This is a genomic window from Stenotrophomonas sp. 10N36 (assembly GCF_056395005.1).
This window is the reverse complement of record NZ_JBFTIS010000008.1, coordinates 157360-177202: the sequence shown is the minus strand read 5'-3', so window position 1 is coordinate 177202 and position 19843 is coordinate 157360. Positions and strand designations below refer to the sequence as shown.

At 67.9% G+C, this 19843-nt stretch carries 18 protein-coding genes; 11 read left to right on the top strand and 7 right to left on the bottom strand.

All coding sequences use genetic code 11. From position 1 onward, the window contains the following. Window positions 1–6 precede the first annotated feature (6 nt). Both AC1DCJ_RS10490 and AC1DCJ_RS10485 read left to right on the top strand, forming a co-directional pair. A complete protein-coding gene (locus AC1DCJ_RS10490) occupies window positions 7–2667 on the top strand; it encodes a sensor histidine kinase (RefSeq protein WP_141058117.1) in 2661 nt (886 codons plus the stop codon). Then, window positions 2648–3367, top strand: coding sequence for a response regulator transcription factor (locus AC1DCJ_RS10485; RefSeq protein ID WP_051598917.1), 720 nt, complete (start codon window positions 2648–2650; stop codon window positions 3365–3367). The genes AC1DCJ_RS10490 and AC1DCJ_RS10485 overlap by 20 nt, the downstream gene beginning before the upstream one ends. Before the next feature lie 742 nt (window positions 3368–4109). Here the strand turns inward: AC1DCJ_RS10485 and AC1DCJ_RS10480 are convergent. From AC1DCJ_RS10480 to coaBC, 3 genes are read right to left on the bottom strand one after another with little or no spacing between them, the layout of a single operon-like run. Next, on the bottom strand, window positions 4110–6449 hold the full coding sequence (locus AC1DCJ_RS10480) for a phosphomannomutase/phosphoglucomutase (RefSeq protein ID WP_478070896.1): 2340 nt from the start codon (window positions 6447–6449) through the stop codon (window positions 4110–4112). Window positions 6450–6464: 15 nt separating this feature from the next. After that, window positions 6465–6938, bottom strand: a complete 474-nt coding sequence (gene dut, locus AC1DCJ_RS10475; protein ID WP_038690973.1) for a dUTP diphosphatase — start codon at window positions 6936–6938, stop codon at window positions 6465–6467. Further along, window positions 6935–8194, bottom strand: a complete 1260-nt coding sequence (coaBC, locus tag AC1DCJ_RS10470) for a bifunctional phosphopantothenoylcysteine decarboxylase/phosphopantothenate--cysteine ligase CoaBC (RefSeq protein WP_137191804.1) — start codon at window positions 8192–8194, stop codon at window positions 6935–6937. The genes dut and coaBC overlap by 4 nt, the downstream gene beginning before the upstream one ends. Before the next feature lie 229 nt (window positions 8195–8423). On the opposite strand from coaBC, the gene AC1DCJ_RS10465 reads away from it, so the two are divergent. The 7 genes from AC1DCJ_RS10465 to AC1DCJ_RS10435 all read left to right on the top strand — a co-directional run bounded on the left by AC1DCJ_RS10465 (window position 8424) and on the right by AC1DCJ_RS10435 (window position 14626). Beyond that, on the top strand, window positions 8424–9008 hold the full coding sequence (locus tag AC1DCJ_RS10465) for a Panacea domain-containing protein (RefSeq protein WP_478070895.1): 585 nt from the start codon (window positions 8424–8426) through the stop codon (window positions 9006–9008). A gap of 3 nt (window positions 9009–9011) precedes the next feature. Beyond that, window positions 9012–9464 (top strand): hypothetical protein, encoded by a 453-nt coding sequence (locus AC1DCJ_RS10460; RefSeq protein ID WP_478070894.1) that lies wholly within the window; start codon window positions 9012–9014, stop codon window positions 9462–9464. Between the two features lie 300 nt (window positions 9465–9764). Continuing rightward, a complete protein-coding gene (gene radC, locus AC1DCJ_RS10455) occupies window positions 9765–10463 on the top strand; it encodes a RadC family protein (protein WP_137191807.1) in 699 nt (232 codons plus the stop codon). Window positions 10464–10614: 151 nt separating this feature from the next. Further along, complete coding sequence (gene argS / locus AC1DCJ_RS10450) at window positions 10615–12303, top strand: arginine--tRNA ligase (protein WP_448135111.1); 1689 nt, start codon at window positions 10615–10617, stop codon at window positions 12301–12303. A gap of 18 nt (window positions 12304–12321) precedes the next feature. Continuing rightward, window positions 12322–13203 carry an SPOR domain-containing protein gene (locus AC1DCJ_RS10445; RefSeq protein WP_478070893.1) on the top strand — a complete coding sequence of 294 codons (882 nt, stop codon included), beginning with the start codon at window positions 12322–12324 and terminating at the stop codon, window positions 13201–13203. Window positions 13204–13416: 213 nt separating this feature from the next. Further along, entirely contained in the window at window positions 13417–14199 is a 783-nt protein-coding gene (locus tag AC1DCJ_RS10440; RefSeq protein WP_478070892.1) for a DUF6597 domain-containing transcriptional factor, read from the top strand. Window positions 14200–14269: 70 nt separating this feature from the next. Continuing rightward, on the top strand, window positions 14270–14626 hold the full coding sequence (locus AC1DCJ_RS10435; protein ID WP_478070891.1) for a VOC family protein: 357 nt from the start codon (window positions 14270–14272) through the stop codon (window positions 14624–14626). A 140-nt stretch (window positions 14627–14766) separates the two neighbouring features. On the opposite strand, the gene AC1DCJ_RS10430 is transcribed toward AC1DCJ_RS10435, so the two are convergent. Both AC1DCJ_RS10430 and AC1DCJ_RS10425 read right to left on the bottom strand, forming a co-directional pair. Beyond that, window positions 14767–15516, bottom strand: a complete 750-nt coding sequence (locus AC1DCJ_RS10430) for an SDR family NAD(P)-dependent oxidoreductase (RefSeq protein ID WP_478070890.1) — start codon at window positions 15514–15516, stop codon at window positions 14767–14769. 195 nt (window positions 15517–15711) lie between these two features. Then, a complete protein-coding gene (locus AC1DCJ_RS10425) occupies window positions 15712–16248 on the bottom strand; it encodes a hypothetical protein (RefSeq protein ID WP_478070889.1) in 537 nt (178 codons plus the stop codon). A 102-nt stretch (window positions 16249–16350) separates the two neighbouring features. Between AC1DCJ_RS10425 and AC1DCJ_RS10420 the strand changes: the two genes are divergently transcribed. Continuing rightward, complete coding sequence (locus AC1DCJ_RS10420; protein ID WP_038690991.1) at window positions 16351–16821, top strand: YehS family protein; 471 nt, start codon at window positions 16351–16353, stop codon at window positions 16819–16821. Here AC1DCJ_RS10420 and AC1DCJ_RS10415 read toward each other — a convergent pair. After that, window positions 16796–17722 (bottom strand): LysR substrate-binding domain-containing protein, encoded by a 927-nt coding sequence (locus AC1DCJ_RS10415; protein ID WP_478070888.1) that lies wholly within the window; start codon window positions 17720–17722, stop codon window positions 16796–16798. The two genes, AC1DCJ_RS10420 and AC1DCJ_RS10415, sit on opposite strands and share 26 nt — an antisense overlap. A gap of 112 nt (window positions 17723–17834) precedes the next feature. On the opposite strand from AC1DCJ_RS10415, the gene AC1DCJ_RS10410 reads away from it, so the two are divergent. Next, window positions 17835–19010, top strand: a complete 1176-nt coding sequence (locus AC1DCJ_RS10410; RefSeq protein ID WP_137191813.1) for an MFS transporter — start codon at window positions 17835–17837, stop codon at window positions 19008–19010. A 128-nt stretch (window positions 19011–19138) separates the two neighbouring features. On the opposite strand, the gene AC1DCJ_RS10405 is transcribed toward AC1DCJ_RS10410, so the two are convergent. Then, window positions 19139–19828 carry a TorF family putative porin gene (locus AC1DCJ_RS10405; protein ID WP_478070901.1) on the bottom strand — a complete coding sequence of 230 codons (690 nt, stop codon included), beginning with the start codon at window positions 19826–19828 and terminating at the stop codon, window positions 19139–19141. Between the last annotated feature and the right edge of the window lie 15 nt (window positions 19829–19843).

Here is a 19843-nt window from a genome sequence, read left to right as displayed (position 1 = left end):
CCACCCATGAGCGACCCCCGCACCCGCCAGGCCGATGCCCTGGTTGAACGCCTGCAACGCGAAGCCGGCGGCAAACTCACCGTGTTCCTCGGTGCCGCCCCCGGCGTGGGCAAGACCTTCAGCATGCTCAGCCGCGCGCACGAGCAACTGCGCCGTGGCGTGGACGTGGTGGTGGGGCTGGTGGAAACCCACGGCCGCGCCGAAACCTCGGCGCTGCTGGAGGGCCTGCCGCAGGTGCCGCTGGTGCAACGCGACTACCAACAGCACGTGCTGGGCGAGATGGACCTGGACGCGGTGCTGGCGCGCCACCCGGCGCTGGTGCTGGTGGACGAACTGGCCCACCGCAACGTGCCCGGCAGCCGCCACGAGCGGCGCTGGCAGGACGTGATGGAACTGCTGGAGGCCGGCATCGATGTGTGGACCACGGTCAACATCCAGCACCTGGAAAGCCTCAACGATGTGGTGATGCGCATCACCGGTGTGCGCGTGACCGAGACCGTGCCCGATGCGGTGCTGGACCGCCTGCACGACATCGTGCTGGTGGACATTCCGCCGCGCGAGCTGATCGAGCGCCTGCAGCAGGGCAAGGTGTACGTGCCCGAGCAGGCCGCGCAGGCATTGCAGGCATTCTTCTCGCCGGCCAACCTCACCGCGCTGCGCGAACTGGCCATGCAGGAAGCGGCCGACCGCGTGGACAGCAGCCTGCGCGAGACCCGCGCCGCGCGTGGCGAAGGCAACCTGCCGCTGCGCCGCCGCGTGCTGGTGGCCATCGATGGCGGGGGCCAGAGCGAGTACCTGGTGCGCGTGGGCCGGCGCATTGCCGAGCGTCGCGATGCGCCGTGGACGGTGGTGACCGTGCAGGGCCGCCGCAACGACGAGGCCACCCGGCGCGAGATCGACGCGGCGTTCGCCCTCGCCCGCCGCCTGGGCGGTGAGGCCGAGCTGCTGCATGGGTCCAGCATTGCCGATGCGCTGCTGGACCATGCCGCGCACAACAGCGTGTCGACCCTGATATTGGGCCGCACCCGCGAGCGCCCGGTCGCGCGCATGCTCAACCGCACGCTCACCCAGCAGTTGATCCAGCGTGGCGCGCACTACGAGATCACCATCATCGGTACCCCGCAGGCACGTGCACGCGCACGGCGCACCGGGTTGAGCGTGCCCAGCCGCAGTACCGGCCAAGACACCCTGCTGGCATTGGGCGCCACGGCAATTGCCTGTCTGGTGGCATTGGTGGCCGAGCGCTGGGTAGGGCTGTACGACCTGTCGATGGTGTTCATCGTGGCGGTGGTGATGGTGGCCGCGCGCAGCCGCACCAGTGCGGCGGTGATTGCTGCTGCGTTGTGCTTCCTGGCCTACAACTTCTTCTTCATCGCCCCGCGCTTCACCTTTGCCATCAGCGCACGGCAGGGCGTGATCACCGTGTTCCTGTTCCTGGCGGCCGCGCTGGTGGCCGGGCGGCTGGCGTCGCGGTTGCGCATGCAGGTGCTGGCGTTGCGCGCGGCCAACCGGCATGCCAACGCGCGCCAGGCACTGGGCCGGCAGCTGACCCGCGCGGCCAGCAATGAAGAGGTGGCCCAGGCCGGGCGCGAGGCGCTGGAACAGGCGATGGACGCACCGGCGTGGCTGCGCATCGGCCAGGACACCAGCACCAGCGGCAGTGCCGCGCCGGGCGACACCGACCTGGCCGCCGCCGACTGGGCACGCCGCCACGGCCAGCCCAGCGGCCGCTTCACCGACACCCTGGCCGGCGCGGAGTGGTGGTTCCTGCCGCTGCTGGACGGCGACGACCGCGCCATCGGCGTGGCCGGCATGCGCTTCGCCCGCAACGCGCCGCGCCTTACCCCCGAGCAGCGGCAGCTGGCCGAGGCGATGGTGGATGACATCGCCCAGGCCGCGCTGCGCACCCAGCTGGTAGCGGACCTGGAAAAAGCACACGTGAGCAACGAGACCGAGCGCCTGCGCTCGGCGCTGCTGTCGTCGGTGTCGCACGACCTGCGCTCGCCGCTGGCGGCGATGATCGGCTCGGCCGACAGCCTGGGCAGCTATGCCGACGCGATGGACGCGCAGGACCGCCGCGCCCTGCTGGACACCATCCTGGTGGAAGGCGAGCGGCTGGACCGCTACATCCAGAACCTGCTGGACATGACCCGGCTGGGCCACGAAGGGTTGCAGATCAACCGCGACTGGATCGGCGTGGACGAGCTGGTGGGCTCGGCCGCGCGCCGCCTGCAGCGCTACCAGCCGGAGGTGCAGTTGAAGCTGGACATCCCGGCCACGCTGGCGCCGATCTGGGTGCACCCGGCGCTGGTGGAACAGGCCGTGTTCAACGTGATGGAAAACGCGGCCAAGTTCTCCCCGCCCGGCGCGGCGGTGGAAGTGCAGGCGCGGCTGGTGGAGGGCGAACTGCGCATCGACGTGCTGGACGCCGGCCCCGGCATTCCCGACGACGAGCGCGCGCGCATCTTCGACATGTTCTACAGCGTGGAGCGTGGCGACCGCGGCCGGCATGGCACCGGGCTGGGGCTGACCATCTGCCAGGGCATGATCGGCGCCCATGGCGGCAGCGTGCAGGCACTGCCAGGGCGCGACGGACGCGGTACCCTGATCCGCATTACGCTGCCCCTGCTGCAACCCCACCCTGCCGATGACCACGACGACCCCTGACCTGCCCCAAGGTGCACCCCCGGCGCGCGTGCTGGTGATTGACGACGAAGCGCAGATCCGCCGCTTCCTCGACATCAGCCTGCGCGCGCAGGGCTACCGCGTGGTGCAGGCCGCCACCGGCCAGGCCGGGCTGGAAGCGCTGGTCAGCGAAGGCGCGGATCTGGTGATCCTGGATATCGGCCTGCCGGACATGGAAGGCCACGAGGTGCTGGCCGAACTGCGCCAGTGGAGCCAGGTGCCGGTGATCATGCTGACCGTGCGCGCCGGTGAAACCGAGAAGGTGCGGGCGCTGGACAACGGCGCCAACGACTACGTGACCAAGCCGTTTGGCACCCAGGAACTGATGGCGCGGGTGCGGGCGTTGCTGCGCTCGCGCACGGTGTCGGCCGATGGCGTGTTGCCGCAGTTCGATGACGGGCATCTGCATATCGACCTGGTGCGCCGCGAAGTGCACCTGGATGGCGCGCCGGTGGCGTTGACGCGCAAGGAATACGCGTTGTTGTCGTTGTTGTTGCGCAACGCCGGGCGCGTGGTGACCCAGCCGCAGATCCTGCAGGAGATCTGGGGGCCTACGCATCAGGAAGACACGCATTACCTGCGGATCCTGGTGGGGAAGTTGCGGCACAAGCTGGGCGATTCCGCGCTGGATTCGCGGTACGTCTTCACCGAACCCGGCGTGGGGTTGCGGTTCAAGGGGTGAGGCGGTGGGGTGTGGTTTGCATGCCCGTCACCGTGGTGCCGGAACACCTGGTAGGGTCGCATCCCAATCGACCGCCGATACGTTCCCCGCGTTCGGTTGTGGCATGAACACCGGCGGAGAAACGCGTTTCGATTTACGGTCATGCCGACATCGAACGTTGCCCGTTTCACGGCAGTCGATTGGGATGCGACCCTACCAGGGATGCCGCATTGTCGATGTGCGAACCGGAATGCCGTGCGGATCAGGCTCCCCGGTAGGGTCGCATCCTGATCGACCGCCGACGCGTTTCCCGCGTTCGGTTGTGGCATGAACCCCGGCGGAGAAATGCGTTTCGATTTACGGTCATGCCACCATCGAACGTTGCCCGTTTCCACGGCAGTCGATTGGGATGCGACCCTACCTCGGATGTCGCATTGTCGATGTGCGAATCTGGATGCCGTGCGGATCAGGATCCCCGGTAGGGTCGCATCCCGATCGACCGCCGATACGTTCCCCGCGTTCGGTTGGGGCATGAACACCGGCGGAGAAACGCGTTTCGATTTACGGTCATGCCGACATCGAACGTTGCCCGTTTCACGGCAGTCGATTGGGATGCGACCCTACCGGCGGTATCTCGTTGTCCGTGTGCGAACCGGGATGCCGTGCGGGATCCGGCATTCGATCGGGCGCGCCGCGACCAACCGTCGTGGCCCACCCGATGGTGCGACGGCAGGTACCGACCGTTGGTCGGTACCCACGCCCATCAGAACCCGAGATCCACACCCGGCAACAACGGCTGCAGCTGGTCGCGGAACAGCGTCTTGATGCGTTCCAGCGCCGCTTCATCATCGGCCTCGAAGCGCAGCACCAGCACCGGCGTGGTGTTGGATGCGCGCAGCAGCCCCCAGCCATCGGGGAAATCGGCGCGCAGGCCGTCGATGGTAGCCAGGCGGGCGCCGGCGAACGGCGACTCTTCCACCTGCGCGGCCGACACGAACAGCGACACCAGCGCGTGCGGAGTGCCCGATTCCACCGGCACTTTCAGCTCCGGCGTGGACACGCTGTCGGGCAGTTCGTCCAGCACCTCCGACGGCGTCTCCTCGCGCTGGGCCAGGATTTCCAGCAAGCGCGCCGCCGCATACAGGCCATCGTCGAACCCGAACCAGCGCTCCTTGAAGAAGAAGTGCCCGCTCATCTCGCCGGCCAGCTCGGCATCGGTTTCGCGCATCTTCGCCTTCATCAGCGAATGCCCGGTCTTCCACATCAGCGGGCTGCCGCCGTTGCGCAGCACGTAGTCGGACAGCTTGCCGCTGCACTTCACGTCGTAGATCACCAGCGCGCCCGGGTTGCGCATCAGCACGTCGGCCGCGAACAGCATCAGCAGGCGGTCGGCATAGATGATCTTGCCTTCGCGGGTGACCACGCCCAAACGGTCGCCGTCGCCGTCGAAGGCCAGGCCGATGTCCGCGTCGAAGCGCTTCACGGTCTGGATCAGGTCTTCCAGGTTGTGCGGGTCGCYCGGGTCCGGGTGGTGGTTGGGGAAGGTGCCATCCACATCGCAGTACAGCGGAATGACCTCCGCACCGATGGCTTCCAGCAGCGGCTGGGCCAGTTCGCCGGCCACGCCGTTGCCGGCATCGGCCACCACCTTGAGCGGGCGGTCCAGCTGCACGTCGTCGGCGATGCGCTGGATGTAATCGGCGTTGACCTCGCGCTGCTTCAGGCTGCCCGGCTCGGCGGCCACGTGCAGCTGGCCGTCGCGGATGCGCTGGAACAGTTCGGTGATGGCATCGCCCGACAGCGTTTCGCCGCCCACCACGATCTTGAAACCGTTGTAGTCCGGCGGGTTGTGGCTGCCGGTCACCGCCACGCAGCTGCCCGCACGCAGGTGGTAGCTGGCGAAGTACACCACCGGGGTAGGCGCCAGCCCGATATCGATGACATCGCAGCCGGCGCGGCGCAGACCCTCGATGAGCCCGGCACTGAGTTCCGGGCCGGACAGGCGGCCATCGCGGCCCACCACGATCTCGCGCAGGCCCTGCACCTGCAGCACCGAACCGATGGCCTGACCGATCAGCGCGGCCACCTGCGGGGTGAGCTCGCGCCCGACCACACCGCGGATGTCGTAGGCGCGGAAGATACCGGCCGGCACGTCCTGCCCCGCCACGCCCGGCACCGGCGGCGGACCGCCTTCGGCCACGGCCGGCACCACCGCCAGCGGCACCTGTTCCAGGCTTTCGCGCAGCGTGGGGCCGTCTTCTTCGGTGGCGTCTTTCGACGCGCGACGGCGCGGCATCGGCACCTTGCCCTTGCCGAACTGCAGCATGCCGGCGATGGCCAGCAGCAGCACCGCCACCACCGCGCTGGGAATGGCACCCAGGCCCAGCGGGCCCGGTTCAATATCCGGCACGGCCGCGGCCAGACGCAGCCCGCTCTTGCCGATCGGGCGCGCCAGCGCCTCGGCACCTTCGGCCAGGCCCGCGTTGCCCTGTTCAATGACGTTGTGGCCGCCCTGGCGCAGGGCCACGTAGCCCGCGCCCGGCACGCGCACCTGATCAAAGGTGGCGGTCAGCCGCAGCAGCGGCTGGCGCACGTACACCAGCGCCGGCCCCTGCGCGCCGAGTACCACCGGCACCGCCAGGCCAAGGCGCTGGCCGCCGGCATCGCGCACCACGCGCGCCACCACCTCGTTCTGGGCGTTGGCCGCTTCCAGCAGCGCCAGACGCGAGTAACCGAAGGCCTTCGGGTCGGCGTAGGCCGCGTCCAGGCTGGCGGGGACAACCTGCACCTCTTCGGTGCCCGGCCAGCCCTCGCGGATGGCCACGGCCGTGGCTTGGCCATCGCCGTTGCGCAGCGCCGTTGCCACACGCTCGCTCTTTACCAGCTTGCGCAGTTGATCCAGCTGGCCGCTCAGGGCCGTCTGCACCCCGCCCACGATCTGGTCACGCGACTGTTCCAGCTCCGTGCCCACCGAGGCCTGCTGCCACTGCCGCACCGCGCTCCAGCCAAACCATGCGGCCAGCAGCACCAGCGCGACCACTACCAGTGGCCCGGTGCGCTTGCTTGCCAGCTTCGGTTGCCCTTCCGCCTTCGCCTTGCTCATGGAACTTCCCCCTGGTCAGCGCACCCCGGTATGGCCGAATCCACCCGTTCCCCTGGCGCTGTCGGTGAAAGTATCCACTACCTGCAGGCTTACGCGTGCGATGGGCAGCACAACCAGCTGCGCGATGCGGTCGCCCGGCTGCAGCGTGAAGGGCTCGCGGCCGCGGTTCCAGGCGCTGATCAGCAGCGGGCCCTGGTAATCGGCGTCGATCAGCCCGGTGCCGTTGCCCAGCACGATGCCGTGGCGATGGCCCAGGCCCGAGCGCGGCAGCACCACGGCGGCCAGGTTCGGGTCGGCGATATGGATGGCGATACCGCTGGGAATCAGCGCCGTATCGCCCGGCTGCAGGGTGAGTTCGGTTTCCAGCGCCGCGCGCAGGTCCAGCCCGGCGCTGTGCTCGGTGGCGTAGGCCGGCAGCGGCCAGGTATCGCCGAAGCGCGGATCGAGCAGCTTTACCTGCAACGGCTGAAGGGTGGAATCAACGCTCATGCGTGCAACCTCTGGGCAATCAGGGACAACAGTTGTTCGGCCAGCAGTGCCTTGGAGGTACCGGGGAACACCTGTTCGCCGCCCTGCCAGTAGGCCGTGGCCGCGTTTTCATCGCTTTCAAAACCGCCGGTGGCAATGCCCACCTGGTTGGCAATCACCAGGTCCAGGCGCTTGTCCACCAGCTTGCCGCGCGCGTACTTCTCCACATCGTGGGTTTCGGCCGCAAAGCCGACCACCAGCTTCAGCGCGTTGGTCTGCGCGGCCACCTCGGCGAGGATGTCCGGCGTGCGCACCAGCTCCAGCGTGAGGGTCTGGGTGCCGGCGGTCTTCTTTAATTTCTGCGGGGCCACCTGGCGCGGGGTGTAATCGGACACCGCCGCCGCCCCTATATAGATGTCGGCTGGCAGCGCGCCCAGCACCGCCTCGCGCATCTGCGCGGCCGAGCGCACATCCACCCGCTGCACCCCGGCCGGGGTGGGCAGCTGCACCGGACCACTCACCAGCACCACCTGCGCGCCCTGGCGCACGGCGGCCGCKGCCAGCGCGTAGCCCATCTTGCCGCTGCTGCGGTTGCCCACGTAGCGCACCGGGTCCAGGTCTTCATAGGTGGGGCCGGCGCTGATGACCACGCGCAGGCCCTTGAGCTGCTGCGCGGGCGCGGCGTCGGCACCGGCCGGCGCCTGCAGCGCGGCCAATGCCGCAACAATCGCATTGGGTTCGGTAAGCCGGCCCGGGCCGGATTCGCCTTCGGCCAGCGGGCCGTCTTCCGGCCCGATCACCTGCGCGCCGCGCTGGCGCAGCAGGGTGATGTTGGCCTGCGTGGCCGGGTGCTGCCACATGCGGTGGTTCATGGCCGGGCACACGGTGAGCGGCGCGGTGGTGGCCAGGCACAGCGTGGTGACCAGGTCATCGGCGTTGCCGTGGGCCAGCCGGGCCAGCAGATCGGCGGTGGCCGGGGCCACCACGATGCGGTCGGCCCAGCGCGCCAGCTCAATGTGGCCCATGGCCTGCTCGGCGGCGCTGTCCCACAGGGTGGTGCGGGTGGGCTGGCCGGACAGGGCCTGGAAGCTCAGCGGGGTGACGAACTGCTGGGCCCCGGCGGTCATGGCGACCTGCACCTGGGCCCCGGCATCGCGAAGGCGACGCACCAGTTCCAGCGACTTGTAGGCGGCGATGCCGCCCCCTACGCACAACAACAGCTTCTGGCCTTGCAGCGGGCGCGCGGACGCCGGAGAAGCCTGGGGGGAGTCAGCCACCTGCGAATTTCCTGTCGAACTGAGGCGATTAGCTTACCTGATGGGGTGCGGGCGGCTCATGCCTCAGGGGCATGAGGGGGGTGTTTTTGGTCATGAGGGGAGGCGCTCCAAGAGGTGATGGACCGATTGCCTGCGTCCCCCGTAGTGATTCGCCACGCCTTTCAATGCGTGCATCGCAGTTCATAATGTGATATAGCGAATTCAGGTGCCCGCGCGTAGAATCGTCTGGATGAAGCGTTTTGGGAGAAGGTTCGTGCTGAAAAGTCATACGGAAGAAAAGTTCGTACAGACTATTCTTTACTTCGCGCATCACACTCAGGCGCTTGGCAAAATCAAACTGTTCAAACTGCTTTTCCTGCTGGACTTTGAACATTTCCGGCAGACCGGTCGCAGCGTTACCGGTATGGAGTACCGCGCATGGCGGATGGGACCGGTTCCGGCCGAGCTGGTGCAGCAGTGGGATCAACCCGATGACGCGCTGCGCAGCGCGATCAAGATTGTTCCGGAGCAGATCATCAACTACTGGCGCGATAGGGTTGTTCCACTGCAGCCGTTCGACGCCCGGCATTTCAGCAAGCGGGAAATGCGGCTCATGGAGAGTATTGCGTCGGAGTATCGCGACACGCTTTCTGAGGGCATGATCGATGTGACGCATGCTGAGAATGGTGCTTGGTGCAAAACGTGGCGGGAAGGTGAAGGCAATGATCAGGTGATTGATTACCGTCTTGCGATTTCTGCCGATGCGCCGGATCGCGATGCGGTGTTGGCATCGGCTGCCTTGTATGAAGGCCTTGCCGCTGCGCGGACGCACTGAGGCATGACCCACGATCCCAGGCTCTCGCCCGGGTGCATTCTTCTTGCCAATGCTTTCTACGCCGACTCCGCGAGCGGGCAGTTGCATCCAAAGTATGTGCTGGTGTTGGCACATGGCAGGCGAAGCGGCGACTTGGTCTGGCGTCTTCTGACGAGTCGCCGACATGGCCGGCCAGAGATCCCACCCTGTTATCACGGTGATCCATACCCAGGCTTTCATCTCGGCGTGATTTGTCCCGAAGTCGGTCTGAAAAAGCAGACGTGGCTGGACCTGCGCGGCCTGGACGATGGTGACATCGCGGAGGCCTGCGCGCATCTTGCTTCCGGACGGCTGCAGCACATCTTCTCCTTGAACCTCGCACAATGCCGCGAGGCGTCTTTGTGCGTTGCTGCGGCCGATGACACCACCATGGAGCAGGAAACGTCTATACGCGATCAACTGGCTTCAAACGATTAACCCGCCCCCCCGCGCACAGCGTTCGAACGGGGTCCGCCGGATCGTTGTACTTGAGCCTTCAACGCCTGTGATCAAGTGATTTCCTGGATCGGCACGACGTTAAGAAAGAACGCTTTAGAAAGCGCCATGGTTGGTAAAGATTTCTTTTCCTGGCAGTCACATGCCCAACCCATCCCCCAGGCCGGGCAATGGCCTCCCGATTTTTGCGGATTTCCCGACAGCAGCTCACTTTGTGGTCCTACCCCAACATGAGAGTTGCCCCAGTAGCGGCAGCGGGTGTGCCAGCCGACACTTTCCCGCATGGAAATCAAAGAGTGGCCAAAGAATGAGCGCCCTCGCGAACGACTCCTCGCACAGGGCCCAAGGGCGTTGTCGGACGTCGATCTGCTTGTGCTGTTCATGGGAACCGGCCCAAAAGGTCGCCACGTACTGGACTGCGCGCGCGAACTGTTGAAAGTTCATGGTCCCTTGCGGAAGCTGTTGGACATGGACGCTGCAAGGCTCATGGATTTGCCTGGCCTGGGCCCGGCACGGGCATGCAAGCTGGTTGCGGCACTGGAACTTGCCAACCGATATCTACGCGCGCAATTGGATCGTGGCGAGAGCATGCGCGACCCCTGTGCGGCGGCACGGTATTTCAAGCAGCAGCTGCGCTCCCGCCCTCAGGAAGTGTTTGCAGCGCTGTTTTTGGACACCCGCAACCGGACACTGGGCTATGAGGAGCTGTTCACCGGCACCATTGACGCGGCCGCCGTGTACCCGCGGGAGGTGGTTCGCCGGGCGTTATTGCATAACGCCGCAGCGGTCATCGTCAGCCACAACCACCCCTCCGGCAGCGCAGAGCCCTCCCGCGCGGATCGCGAGATCACCCAGCACCTCCAGAAAGCGCTGGACCTTGTCGGCATCCGCCTCCTGGACCACGTAGTAGTAGGCGAAGGCACCCCCGTCTCCATGGCTGAACGAGGCTGGCTCGAACCCACCCTCTCCTTTCGGGGCTGAACGTCCCAGTCAGCCCAAATACCCCGGTCCGGAGCCCCGAAAGCGGCCCCAAGGCCCCTCAAGTCCCCCTGCCCCAATCCCGTTCAATGGATCGGCCCGCCATCTAGGCTAAAATTGCCGATTCCGCCGCTCCAGTCCCAAAGCAGGCCTTGTGAAAAATCTCCTCCGCGCCCTGATCAGCCAAGGCATCGAAGCCTTGCGCGCCAACGGCACTCTGCCGGCCGATACCCTGACCCCGGAATTCGTGGTCGAACGCCCGAAGACCCGTGAGCACGGCGATTTCGCCACCAATGCCGCGATGCTGCTGGCCAAGCCGGCGCGCAGCAACCCGCGCGCCCTGGCCCAGGCACTGCTGGATGCGCTGCCCAAGAGCGCCGATGTGCTGCGCGTTGAGATCGCCGGCCCGGGCTTCATCAATTTCCACCTCGCCCCCAGCGCCTACCAGCGCGAAGCGGCCAGCGTGCTCAAGGAAGGCGCCGATTACGGCCGCAACCTGAGCGGCAACGGCCGGACCGTGGGCGTGGAGTATGTGTCGGCCAACCCGACCGGCCCGCTGCACGTGGGCCATGGCCGCGCCGCCGCCATCGGCGACTGCCTGGCGCGCCTGCTGGATGTGAACGGCTGGAACGCCAAGCGCGAGTTCTACTACAACGACGCCGGCGTGCAGATCGAAAACCTGGCCCTGTCCACCCAGGCGCGCGCCAAGGGCCTCAAGCCCGATGACGCCGGCTGGCCGGAAGCGGGCTACCGCGGCGATTACATCCAGGACGTGGCCAACGCCTACCTGGCTGGTGCCACGGTGGAACTGGAAGGCCACTCGGTGGTGGGCGAGCGCGACCCGGACAACCTGGATGGCATCCGCCGCTTCGCGGTGGCCTACCTGCGCAACGAGCAGAACCAGGACCTGGCCGCGTTCGGGGTGGATTTCGACATCTACTTCCTGGAAAGCTCGCTATACAAGGACGGCAAGGTGGAAGAGACCGTCGCCCAGCTGAAGGCGGCCGGCCACACCTATGAGGACGGCGGCGCGCTGTGGCTGCGCTCGACCGACTTCGGTGACGACAAGGACCGCGTGATGCGCAAGTCCGACGGCACCTACACCTACTTCCTGCCGGACGTGGCCTACCACCTGAGCAAGTGGCAGCGCGGCTATGAACGCGCCATCACCGAGCTGGGCGCAGACCACCACGGCTCGCTGGCGCGCGTGCGCGCCGGCCTGCAGGCGCTGGACGTGGGCATTCCCAAGGGCTGGCCGGAATACGTGCTGCACCAGATGGTGACGGTGATGCGCGGCGGCGAGGAAGTGAAGCTGGGCAAGCGCGCCGGTGGCTACCTGACCCTGCGCGACCTGATCGAAGAAACCGGCCGTGACGCAGTCCGTTGGTTCCTGATTGCGCGCAAGCCCGATTCGCAGCTGACCTTCGATATCGACCTGGCCCGCGCGCAGAGCAACGACAACCCGGTGTTCTACGTGCAATATGCGCACGCCCGGGTGTGCAGCCTGCTGCGCCAGGCCCAGGAGAAGGGCCTGAGCTACACGCCGGGCGAAGGCCTGGCGGGTGTGGCGTCGCTGAACGACGATGCCTCGCTGTGGCTGATGATTGAAATGTCGCGCTTCCCGGAAGTGGTGGAAGCGGCCGGTATCGCGCTGGAACCGCACCTGATCGCGCAGTACCTGCGTGAATTGGCGCACGCCTTCCACACGTGGTATCACGGCACGCAGGTACTGGTGGCTGACGACGCCGAACGCAACGCCAAGCTCACGCTGGCCTGCGCGGCGCGCCAGGTGCTGGCCAATGGTCTGAGCGTCCTGGGCGTTTCCGCCCCGGAAAAAATGTAAGCAGTGGAGAAGCAGTAAATGGCAGCACGACGCGGCAAGAGCCAGGCACGACGCAACAGCAACCAGGGCACGCCGGGATGGGTGTGGCTGGTGGCCGGTGTGGCGATTGCGGCCGTAGTGTTTTTGGCAGCACCCAACCTGTTCAAGAGTGACGGTGACGGCTTCCTGCGGGTAGGCCCGCAGCCGAACCCGAACGCCCAGCCGGCCCCGGTGAGCGACGCCGATACCGACGTGGGCGCTGAACTGCCCAAGCCGGGTGCGGCGGCCAAGCCTGCCGAACCGGCCAAGCCGGCGGCTACGCAGTACGACTTCTATACCTTGCTGCCCGGCAAGGAAGTGGAGATGTCCGATGCGGAGCTGGCGGCCAGCGCGCGTGCGGAAGACCAGCGCCGTGCCAAGGCCGAGGCGCAGCGCGCGCAGGCGGCGTTGGAAGGCCGTCCGTTGCCGCCGGCACCGGCACYGACCAGCACCGCGGCAACCACGTCGGCGGCACCGGTGAGCACCGCCCCGCTGCCCGCCCCGGTGGCGGAGCGCCCGGCGGCGACCACGGCTGCGGCGGCAACGCCGGCGCAGACGGCGGCCGCTACCCCGGTTGCACCGAAGCCGGCGGCTACTGCGGCAGCGACGCCTGCTGCAGCGGCCGCTGCGCCTGCGCCTGCGGCCAGCAACGTGCGTTACATCCTGCAGGCCGGTGCGTTTGGCGCGTCTGGCGATGCTGAGGCGACCAAGGCCAAGCTGGCGATGATTGGTCTGGCGGCGCGGGTGGAATCGGCGCAGATCAACGGCAAGACGGTATACCGCGTGCGCATGGGGCCGTATGGCAGCGCCGGGGAGCTGGCGGAGGCCAAGCAGAAGCTGGATGGGACGGGGCTTCAGGCTATGGCGATCAAGGCGCAGTAGCCGCGCGCCGCGCGACTACCCCAAGGTTGCGCTACGCGAAACCTCGGGCCCCTGCTGGTACCTCCACATCCCCGCGCCTGCCGGCGCGCCCCCTTGCACTCCAAGGGGGCTGTTGCTCCAGATGCAACTTGGACGCCGACCCTTGGGTCGGCGTTCTTGTTTCAGGCAGCCCCCCTCGCTGGCGACCACCTGGCAGTGCGCTATCGTCCGCGCATGTCTTCCTGCCCCGATCCTGCTGAGCTTCCCGGCGTTGCCGGTGCCAGCGGTCGCTATCGCGAATGGACGCCGCCGGCTGCGCTGCGAGGCTGCTTCGGGCAGCTGTGGCGCAGCGATCTGCCGCTGGGGCACAGCGGTGAGGTGGCGGTGCTGCCCGATGGCTGCGTGGACATCCTGTGGCGCGATGGGCGGCTGTATGTGGTGGGGCCGGATGTGGTGGCTGCGCACCCGCAGTTGATGCCCGGTGCGCAGGTGTTGGGCGCGCGGTTCCAGCCGGGCGCGGCGCGGGCGTGGTTGGGGATGCCGCTGGGCGAGATGGTGGGCACGGCAGTGGAGCTGGATGCGGTGCTGGGGCCGCAGGCGCGGCAGATGGCGGCGCGCTTGAATGATGTGGGCGATGGCGATGCGCGGCAGCGGTTGTTTGCGCAGGCGCTGGCTGAGCTGCCCCGGTCTACCGGGGGGCGCCACGCGGTGGCGGCGCGGGTGTTCGGGCAGGTGCGGGCCGGTGGCCACGATCTGGCCGCGATCAGTTCAGCGCTGCAGGTGAGCACGCGCAGCCTGCGCCGGGTGTGCCACGAGCAGTTCGGCTATGGGCCGAAGATGCTGGAGCGGATTCTGCGGCTGCAGCGCTTCCTGGCGCTGGCACGTGCGCGCCCGGGGGATGGGCTGGCGGGGTTGGCGGCGGATGTGGGCTATGCCGACCAGTCACACCTGAGCCGCGAGGTACGGGCGTTGGCGGGGATCGGGGCGGCGCAGTTGTGCGCACAGTGGCGTAGCTGACTGGCCGTTTTGTTCAAGACCGGCGCGGCCGGGATGGCGATGCTGGGGCTCCTTTCAACGAGATGCCCCCATGAGCACCGCACACGGCAACGATCGCCGGATCGACAACATTGAATTCAACGTGGCCGACATTACGCGCAGCAAGGCGTTCTACGGCAGCGTGTTTGGGTGGTCGTTCACCGATTACGGCCCGGGGTACACCGAGTTCGACGATGGCCGGTTGCGCGGCGGGTTCACCACGGGTGAGCCGGTGCGGCCCGGTGGGCCGTTGGTGATTGTGTATGCCGATGACCTGGCGGCCACGCAGCGGCGGGTGGAAGCCGCCGGGGCGGAGGTCTGCCGGGCGACGTTCGAGTTTCCGGGTGGGCGGCGGTGTCATTTCCGCGATCCGGATGGGTATGAGTTGGCGGTGTGGACAGCCGCCTGAGGTAGAGCCGACCGTTGGTCGGCTGCCGTCAGCGGTGGGTATGCGCGAAGAGCAGCCGACCAACGGTCGGCTCTACCGGTTTGTTCGCGTGGCGAAGTGCCGGCCAGCGGCCGGCACGACCGGCCCGCGATGCCCTTGGATCAGTCGCGCGCGACCTGGAAACCGGCGAACGACTGGCTTACCGGCATCAGTTCCAGGCGGTTGATGTTGAGGTGCGCCGGGAGGTTGGCCACCCAGAAGATCTGCTCGGCGATGTCGTCGGCAGTCATCGGGTTGGCACCGGTGTAGAGGGTGTCCGAGGCGGCCTGGTTGCCGTGGGTGCGCACCAGGGTGAACTCGGTTTCGGCCATGCCCGGCTCGATGGTGGTGACGCGCACGCCGGTGCCGTGCAGGTCCGCGCGCAGCCCGAGCGAGAACTGGCTGACGAAGGCTTTGGTGCCGCCGTAGGCGTTGCCGCCCGGGTACGGGTACACGCCGGCCACCGAGCTGATGTTGATGATGGCGCCCTTGCGCTCCACCAGCTGCGGCAGCAGGCGGTGGGTGAGGGTGACCAGCGCGGTGACGTTGGTGTCGATCATGGTGCGCCAGTCGTCCAGCGAGGCGCTCTGCGCCGGGGCGGTGCCCTGGGCGAGGCCGGCGTTGTTGACCAACAGGTCGATGGCGGCGAAGTCGGCCGGCAGGGAGGCCAGCGCGGCCTCCATGGCGGCGCTGTCGCGCACGTCGAAGACGGCCGCATGTACGCGCTCGGGACCGTAGGCGTCGACCAGCGGCTGCAGCCGTTCAGCACGGCGGCCGGTGGCGATGACGCGCCAGCCGGCCTGGGCGAAACGATGGACGGCGGCAGCGCCAAAGCCGGAGGTGGCGCCAGTAATCAGAGCGGTACGGGTCATCGGGGTACTCCGTGGGAATCACGGGTATTTTCGCACCGATGCGGGGGGTGTGTGCCGGGGGGATGGCGACGTAGCGCGCGGGGCGGGATCGCGTAGAGCCGGGCTCTGCCCGGCTGACCGAAATCTGGAGCAGCCGGGCAGAGCCCGGCTCTACGTGGGTGGGCGTCGTTTACGCGGCCGGCGCGCGATCCGCGATCAGCGGATGCGGAAGACGCGGGCCTTGGGCAGGTCTTCGTCTACCTGCAGGAACCAGCGGCCGGCGATGCCCGGTACGACGACGATGGCCGGGTTGCTGCGGCTGGTTTTGAGCTTCATTTCGCCCTTGAGCACCTGCCACTGCTGGCCGTTGTCGAGGGTGAACACGGTGCCCGGGGCCCAGCCGTCCACCTGGCCGGTGACCGTGGCGTTGATGGGGCCGTCGTCCAGGCCCGGGAACATGGGCGCCGGGGTAGGCGCGCCGGGGGCCACCGGGGCGGCGGCCACCGGCGGAGCCGGTCTGCGGGCATCGGCCTCGCGCAGCAGGCGGTTCAGGGTCTGCAGCTGGGCCGGGCTGAGCCCTACCCGCGCCAGTTCCTGCGGGTCCACGCGCTGTTCGATTGCCACATACGGGGCCTGGGCGGCGGCCGTTGCGGCCAGCCAGACCATGCCCACACCCGCCAGAACCTGCCACCTGCGCATTGCCTGCTCCACTGCCTGTTGATGCTCGATGGCGGCACTGTGCTGCACTTTCATGGCAGCCAGATGACAGCGCAGCCGGTCGCGCCGGATGCTGAGGCCGGCAGGGGGTAAAATGGCGGCCAGCCGCGCAGCCGCGCCGGCGGTATTGGACGTCACATGATCAACAACGATGTACTGCGCAGCATCCGCTACATGCTCGACCTCAGCGACGGCATGATCGCCGACACCTGTGCCCTGGCCGATCCGGCCTTCGTGATCGACAAGGCCGATGTGGCCGGTTGGCTGCGCAAGGAAGACGAAGAGGGCTTCGTGGCCTGCGACGATCGCACCCTGGCGCACTTCCTGGACGGGTTGATCGTGCACTTCCGTGGCCGCGACGAGAGTCAGCCGCTGCGCCCGGTGGAAAAGCGCATCACCAACAACCTGGTGCTGAAGAAGCTGCGCGTGGCCTTCCAGCTGAAGGACGTGGACATGCACGATATTTTCCAGCAGGCCGGTTTCCCGGTGTCCAAGCCGGAACTGTCGGCGCTGTTCCGCCAGCCGGACCACAAGAACTACCGCGCCTGCGGCGACCAGCTGCTGCGCAACTTCCTGAAGGGTCTCACCCTGCGCGTGCGCGGCGCCTGAGCCCCACGCTGGCGCGTGGCTCCGCCTGCGGGGCCACGTGCTGCAGCAGTTCCTGCATGAAGGCCCGCGCCGCCGGCGTGGGCAACCGCGACCACACCGCATGCACGCGCCGCACGGGCGCATCCTGGATGGCCACGCAGGCCACGCCGGTGAAGCCGGCCGCGATGGCCACCGGCACGATGCCCACCGCCAGCCCCTGCTGGACGAAGCGCTCGATGAGCGACATGTGGTTGATTTCGAACGGCACCCGATGCGGTAGCCCGGCGGCGGCGAAGGCTTCGTCGGTCTGCCGGCGGGCGCCGCTGCCGTACTGGAAATCCACCAGCGGCAGCTCGGCCAGGGTGGCCAGCGACAGGCGTTTGCGGCTGGCCAGCGGGTGGCTGGGCGGCAACACGGCCACCATGGATTCTTCGGCCAGCAGCCGGTGGCAGGCCCCGTCGATGGCGGTGCCGGGCGACAGGCCCACCAGCGCGACATCGACGCGGCGCTCGCGCACGTCTTCCATCAGCACTTCGCTTTTGTCCATGCGCAGTCGGAATTCCACCTGCGGGTAGCGGGTGTGGAAGGCAGCCAGGCAGGCCACCAGGTCCACGGCAGTCAGCGAGGTGATCTGGCCGATGGTGAGGGTGCCGCGCACCTGGCCGGCCACGGCGGCCACGTCTTCGCGCATGTGCCGCAGTGAATCGAGCACCTGGCGGGCGTGGCTGAGCAGCGCTTCGCCGGCCGGGGTGACCCGTACCTGGCGCGGCAGGCGTTCGAACAGGGTGGCCTGCAGTTCTTCTTCCAGGTGGGCGATCTGGTGGCTGAGCGCAGACTGCACGACGTGGCAGCGCTGGGCGGCGCGGGTGAAGTTGCGCTCTTCGGCCAGGGCCACGCAGAACTCGAGCTGTTTGAGGTTCACGCGGTGGTCTCCGGTATGCATCTATTTTTGAGATGCATTGGATGATAACTATTCATTTCCATCATGGCGCGGGTGGGCGGACACTGGCGTCCCCCTGAAGTCTGGACGCGTTATGACCGCCGATGTACACACCCCGTTGAGCCGCTGGCAGGTGCTGTTGATGGCCTTTGCCACCGGCGTGGCGGTGGCCAGCAACTACTACGCGCAGCCGCTGCTGCACACCATTGCCGGCGAGTTCGGGGTGTCGTTCGGCCGGGCGGGCACGCTGGTGACGGCCGCGCAGTTGAGCTATGGCGTGGGGGTGGTGCTGCTGGTGCCGCTGGGCGACATGTTCGAGCGGCGGCGGTTGATCGTGGTGATGTCGTTGCTGTCGGCGTCCGGGCTGGTGGTGAGCGCGTTGAGCCATGAGTTCGCCTGGCTGCTGGTGGGTACGGCGATTACCGGGCTGTTTTCGGTGGTGGCGCAGGTGCTGGTGCCGTTTGCGGCCACGCTGGCGCGGCCGGAAGAGCGTGGCCGGGTGGTGGGCACGGTGATGAGCGGGCTGCTGTTGGGCATTCTGCTGGCGCGCACGGTGGCCGGGGCGTTGTCGTCGCTGGGTGACTGGCGCTGGGTGTACTGGATGGCGGCGGGCACGCTGGTGCTGACCACGTGGGTGCTGTATCGCACGTTGCCGCGTTTCTACCAGCATGCGGGCTTGAGTTACGGGGCGTTGCTGCGTTCGATCGGCACGTTGTTCGCGCAGGAGCCGGTGTTCCGGCTGCGCACGCTGCTGGGGGCGTTGAGCTTTGCGATGTTCGCGATGTTCTGGACGCCGCTGGCCTTCCTGCTGGCGGGCGCGCCGTACCACTACAGCGATGCGACGATCGGGCTGTTCGGGCTGGTGGGCGCGGCGGGCACGCTGGCCGCCGGGGTGGCCGGGCGGATGGCCGACCGGGGCAAGGCGGCGTTGGCGACGACGCTGGCGCTGGTGCTGCTGGCGGCATCGTGGCTGCCGCTGGGCTTTTCGACGCAGTCGCTGGTGGCGCTGGTGGTCGGCGTGCTGGTGCTGGACCTGGCGGCGCAGCTGCTGCACGTGAGCAACCAGAACGTGGTGTTCGCGCTGCGACCGGAGGCGCGCAACCGGCTCAATGCGGGGTACATGACCGGGTATTTCATTGGCGGGTCGTTGGGGTCGCTGGTGTCGGCGCAGGTGTATGGCGCGTTCGGGTGGACCGGGGTGTGCGTGACCGGCGCGGGCGTGGCCGCGGTGGCGATGGCGGTGTGGGCGATGGCGGTGATGCGCCGGTAGAGCCGACCGTTGGTCGGCTGCATTTGCGTGCCGCCCGGTAGAGCCGACCGTTGGTCGGCTGCATTGCGCGCCGCCTGGGGTAGCCGACCAACGGTCGGCTCTACCGCGCGGGGTTGGTGGGCGCTCCGTTAGAACGCGGTTTGTACCGCGAACTCGACCCGCGAGCCCGCGTTGCCGGGGAACAGGCGTTTGGCGGCGGTGTCGGTGTCGTGCGCGGTGAGGCGCAGTTCCCACGGGCCGTGGACCTTCCAGACGGCGCTGAGCTGGCCGTGCAGGTAGTCGTCGGCCTGCGCGCTGGCCAGCCAGTAGTGGCCCACCGCCGCTTCCAACCGCCACTGCTCGCCCAACGGCAGGCGGGCGCCCAGTTGGGCGTAGGTGCCGGTGTGGCCCCCGGCCAGCGCGTCGTCGGACACGCCTACCTGCAGCCAGTAGCGCTGCTGCCAGGTGAGGGTGCTGTTGAGCTCGGTCCAGTTCAGGTCCACGTTGCTGGACGGATAGAGGTAGCGGGTGAGGTTGACGTCCAACGCCCAGTCCTGGCCCAACGCCCCGCTCCACCCGGCCACCACGTCGAACTCGCTGCGTGCGCCGTTGTCGGGCTGGAACGACACGCCCGAGCCCCATACCGAGGCATACCAGCCGCGCTCGCTGACGAGTTTGACGCCGGCCTGCGCGGCCGGGTCGCCGTCGCTCTGTGAGCTGCCGCGCCAGACGTAATCGGTGGTGAGGGTCGGGTTGCCCTCCACCGCGGCCGCCGCCGCACCACTCATCGCCAGGCCCAGCAGCAGCACGCTGCAGCGGCGCACGATGCGCCCTTTCATCTGTTCAACCACCAC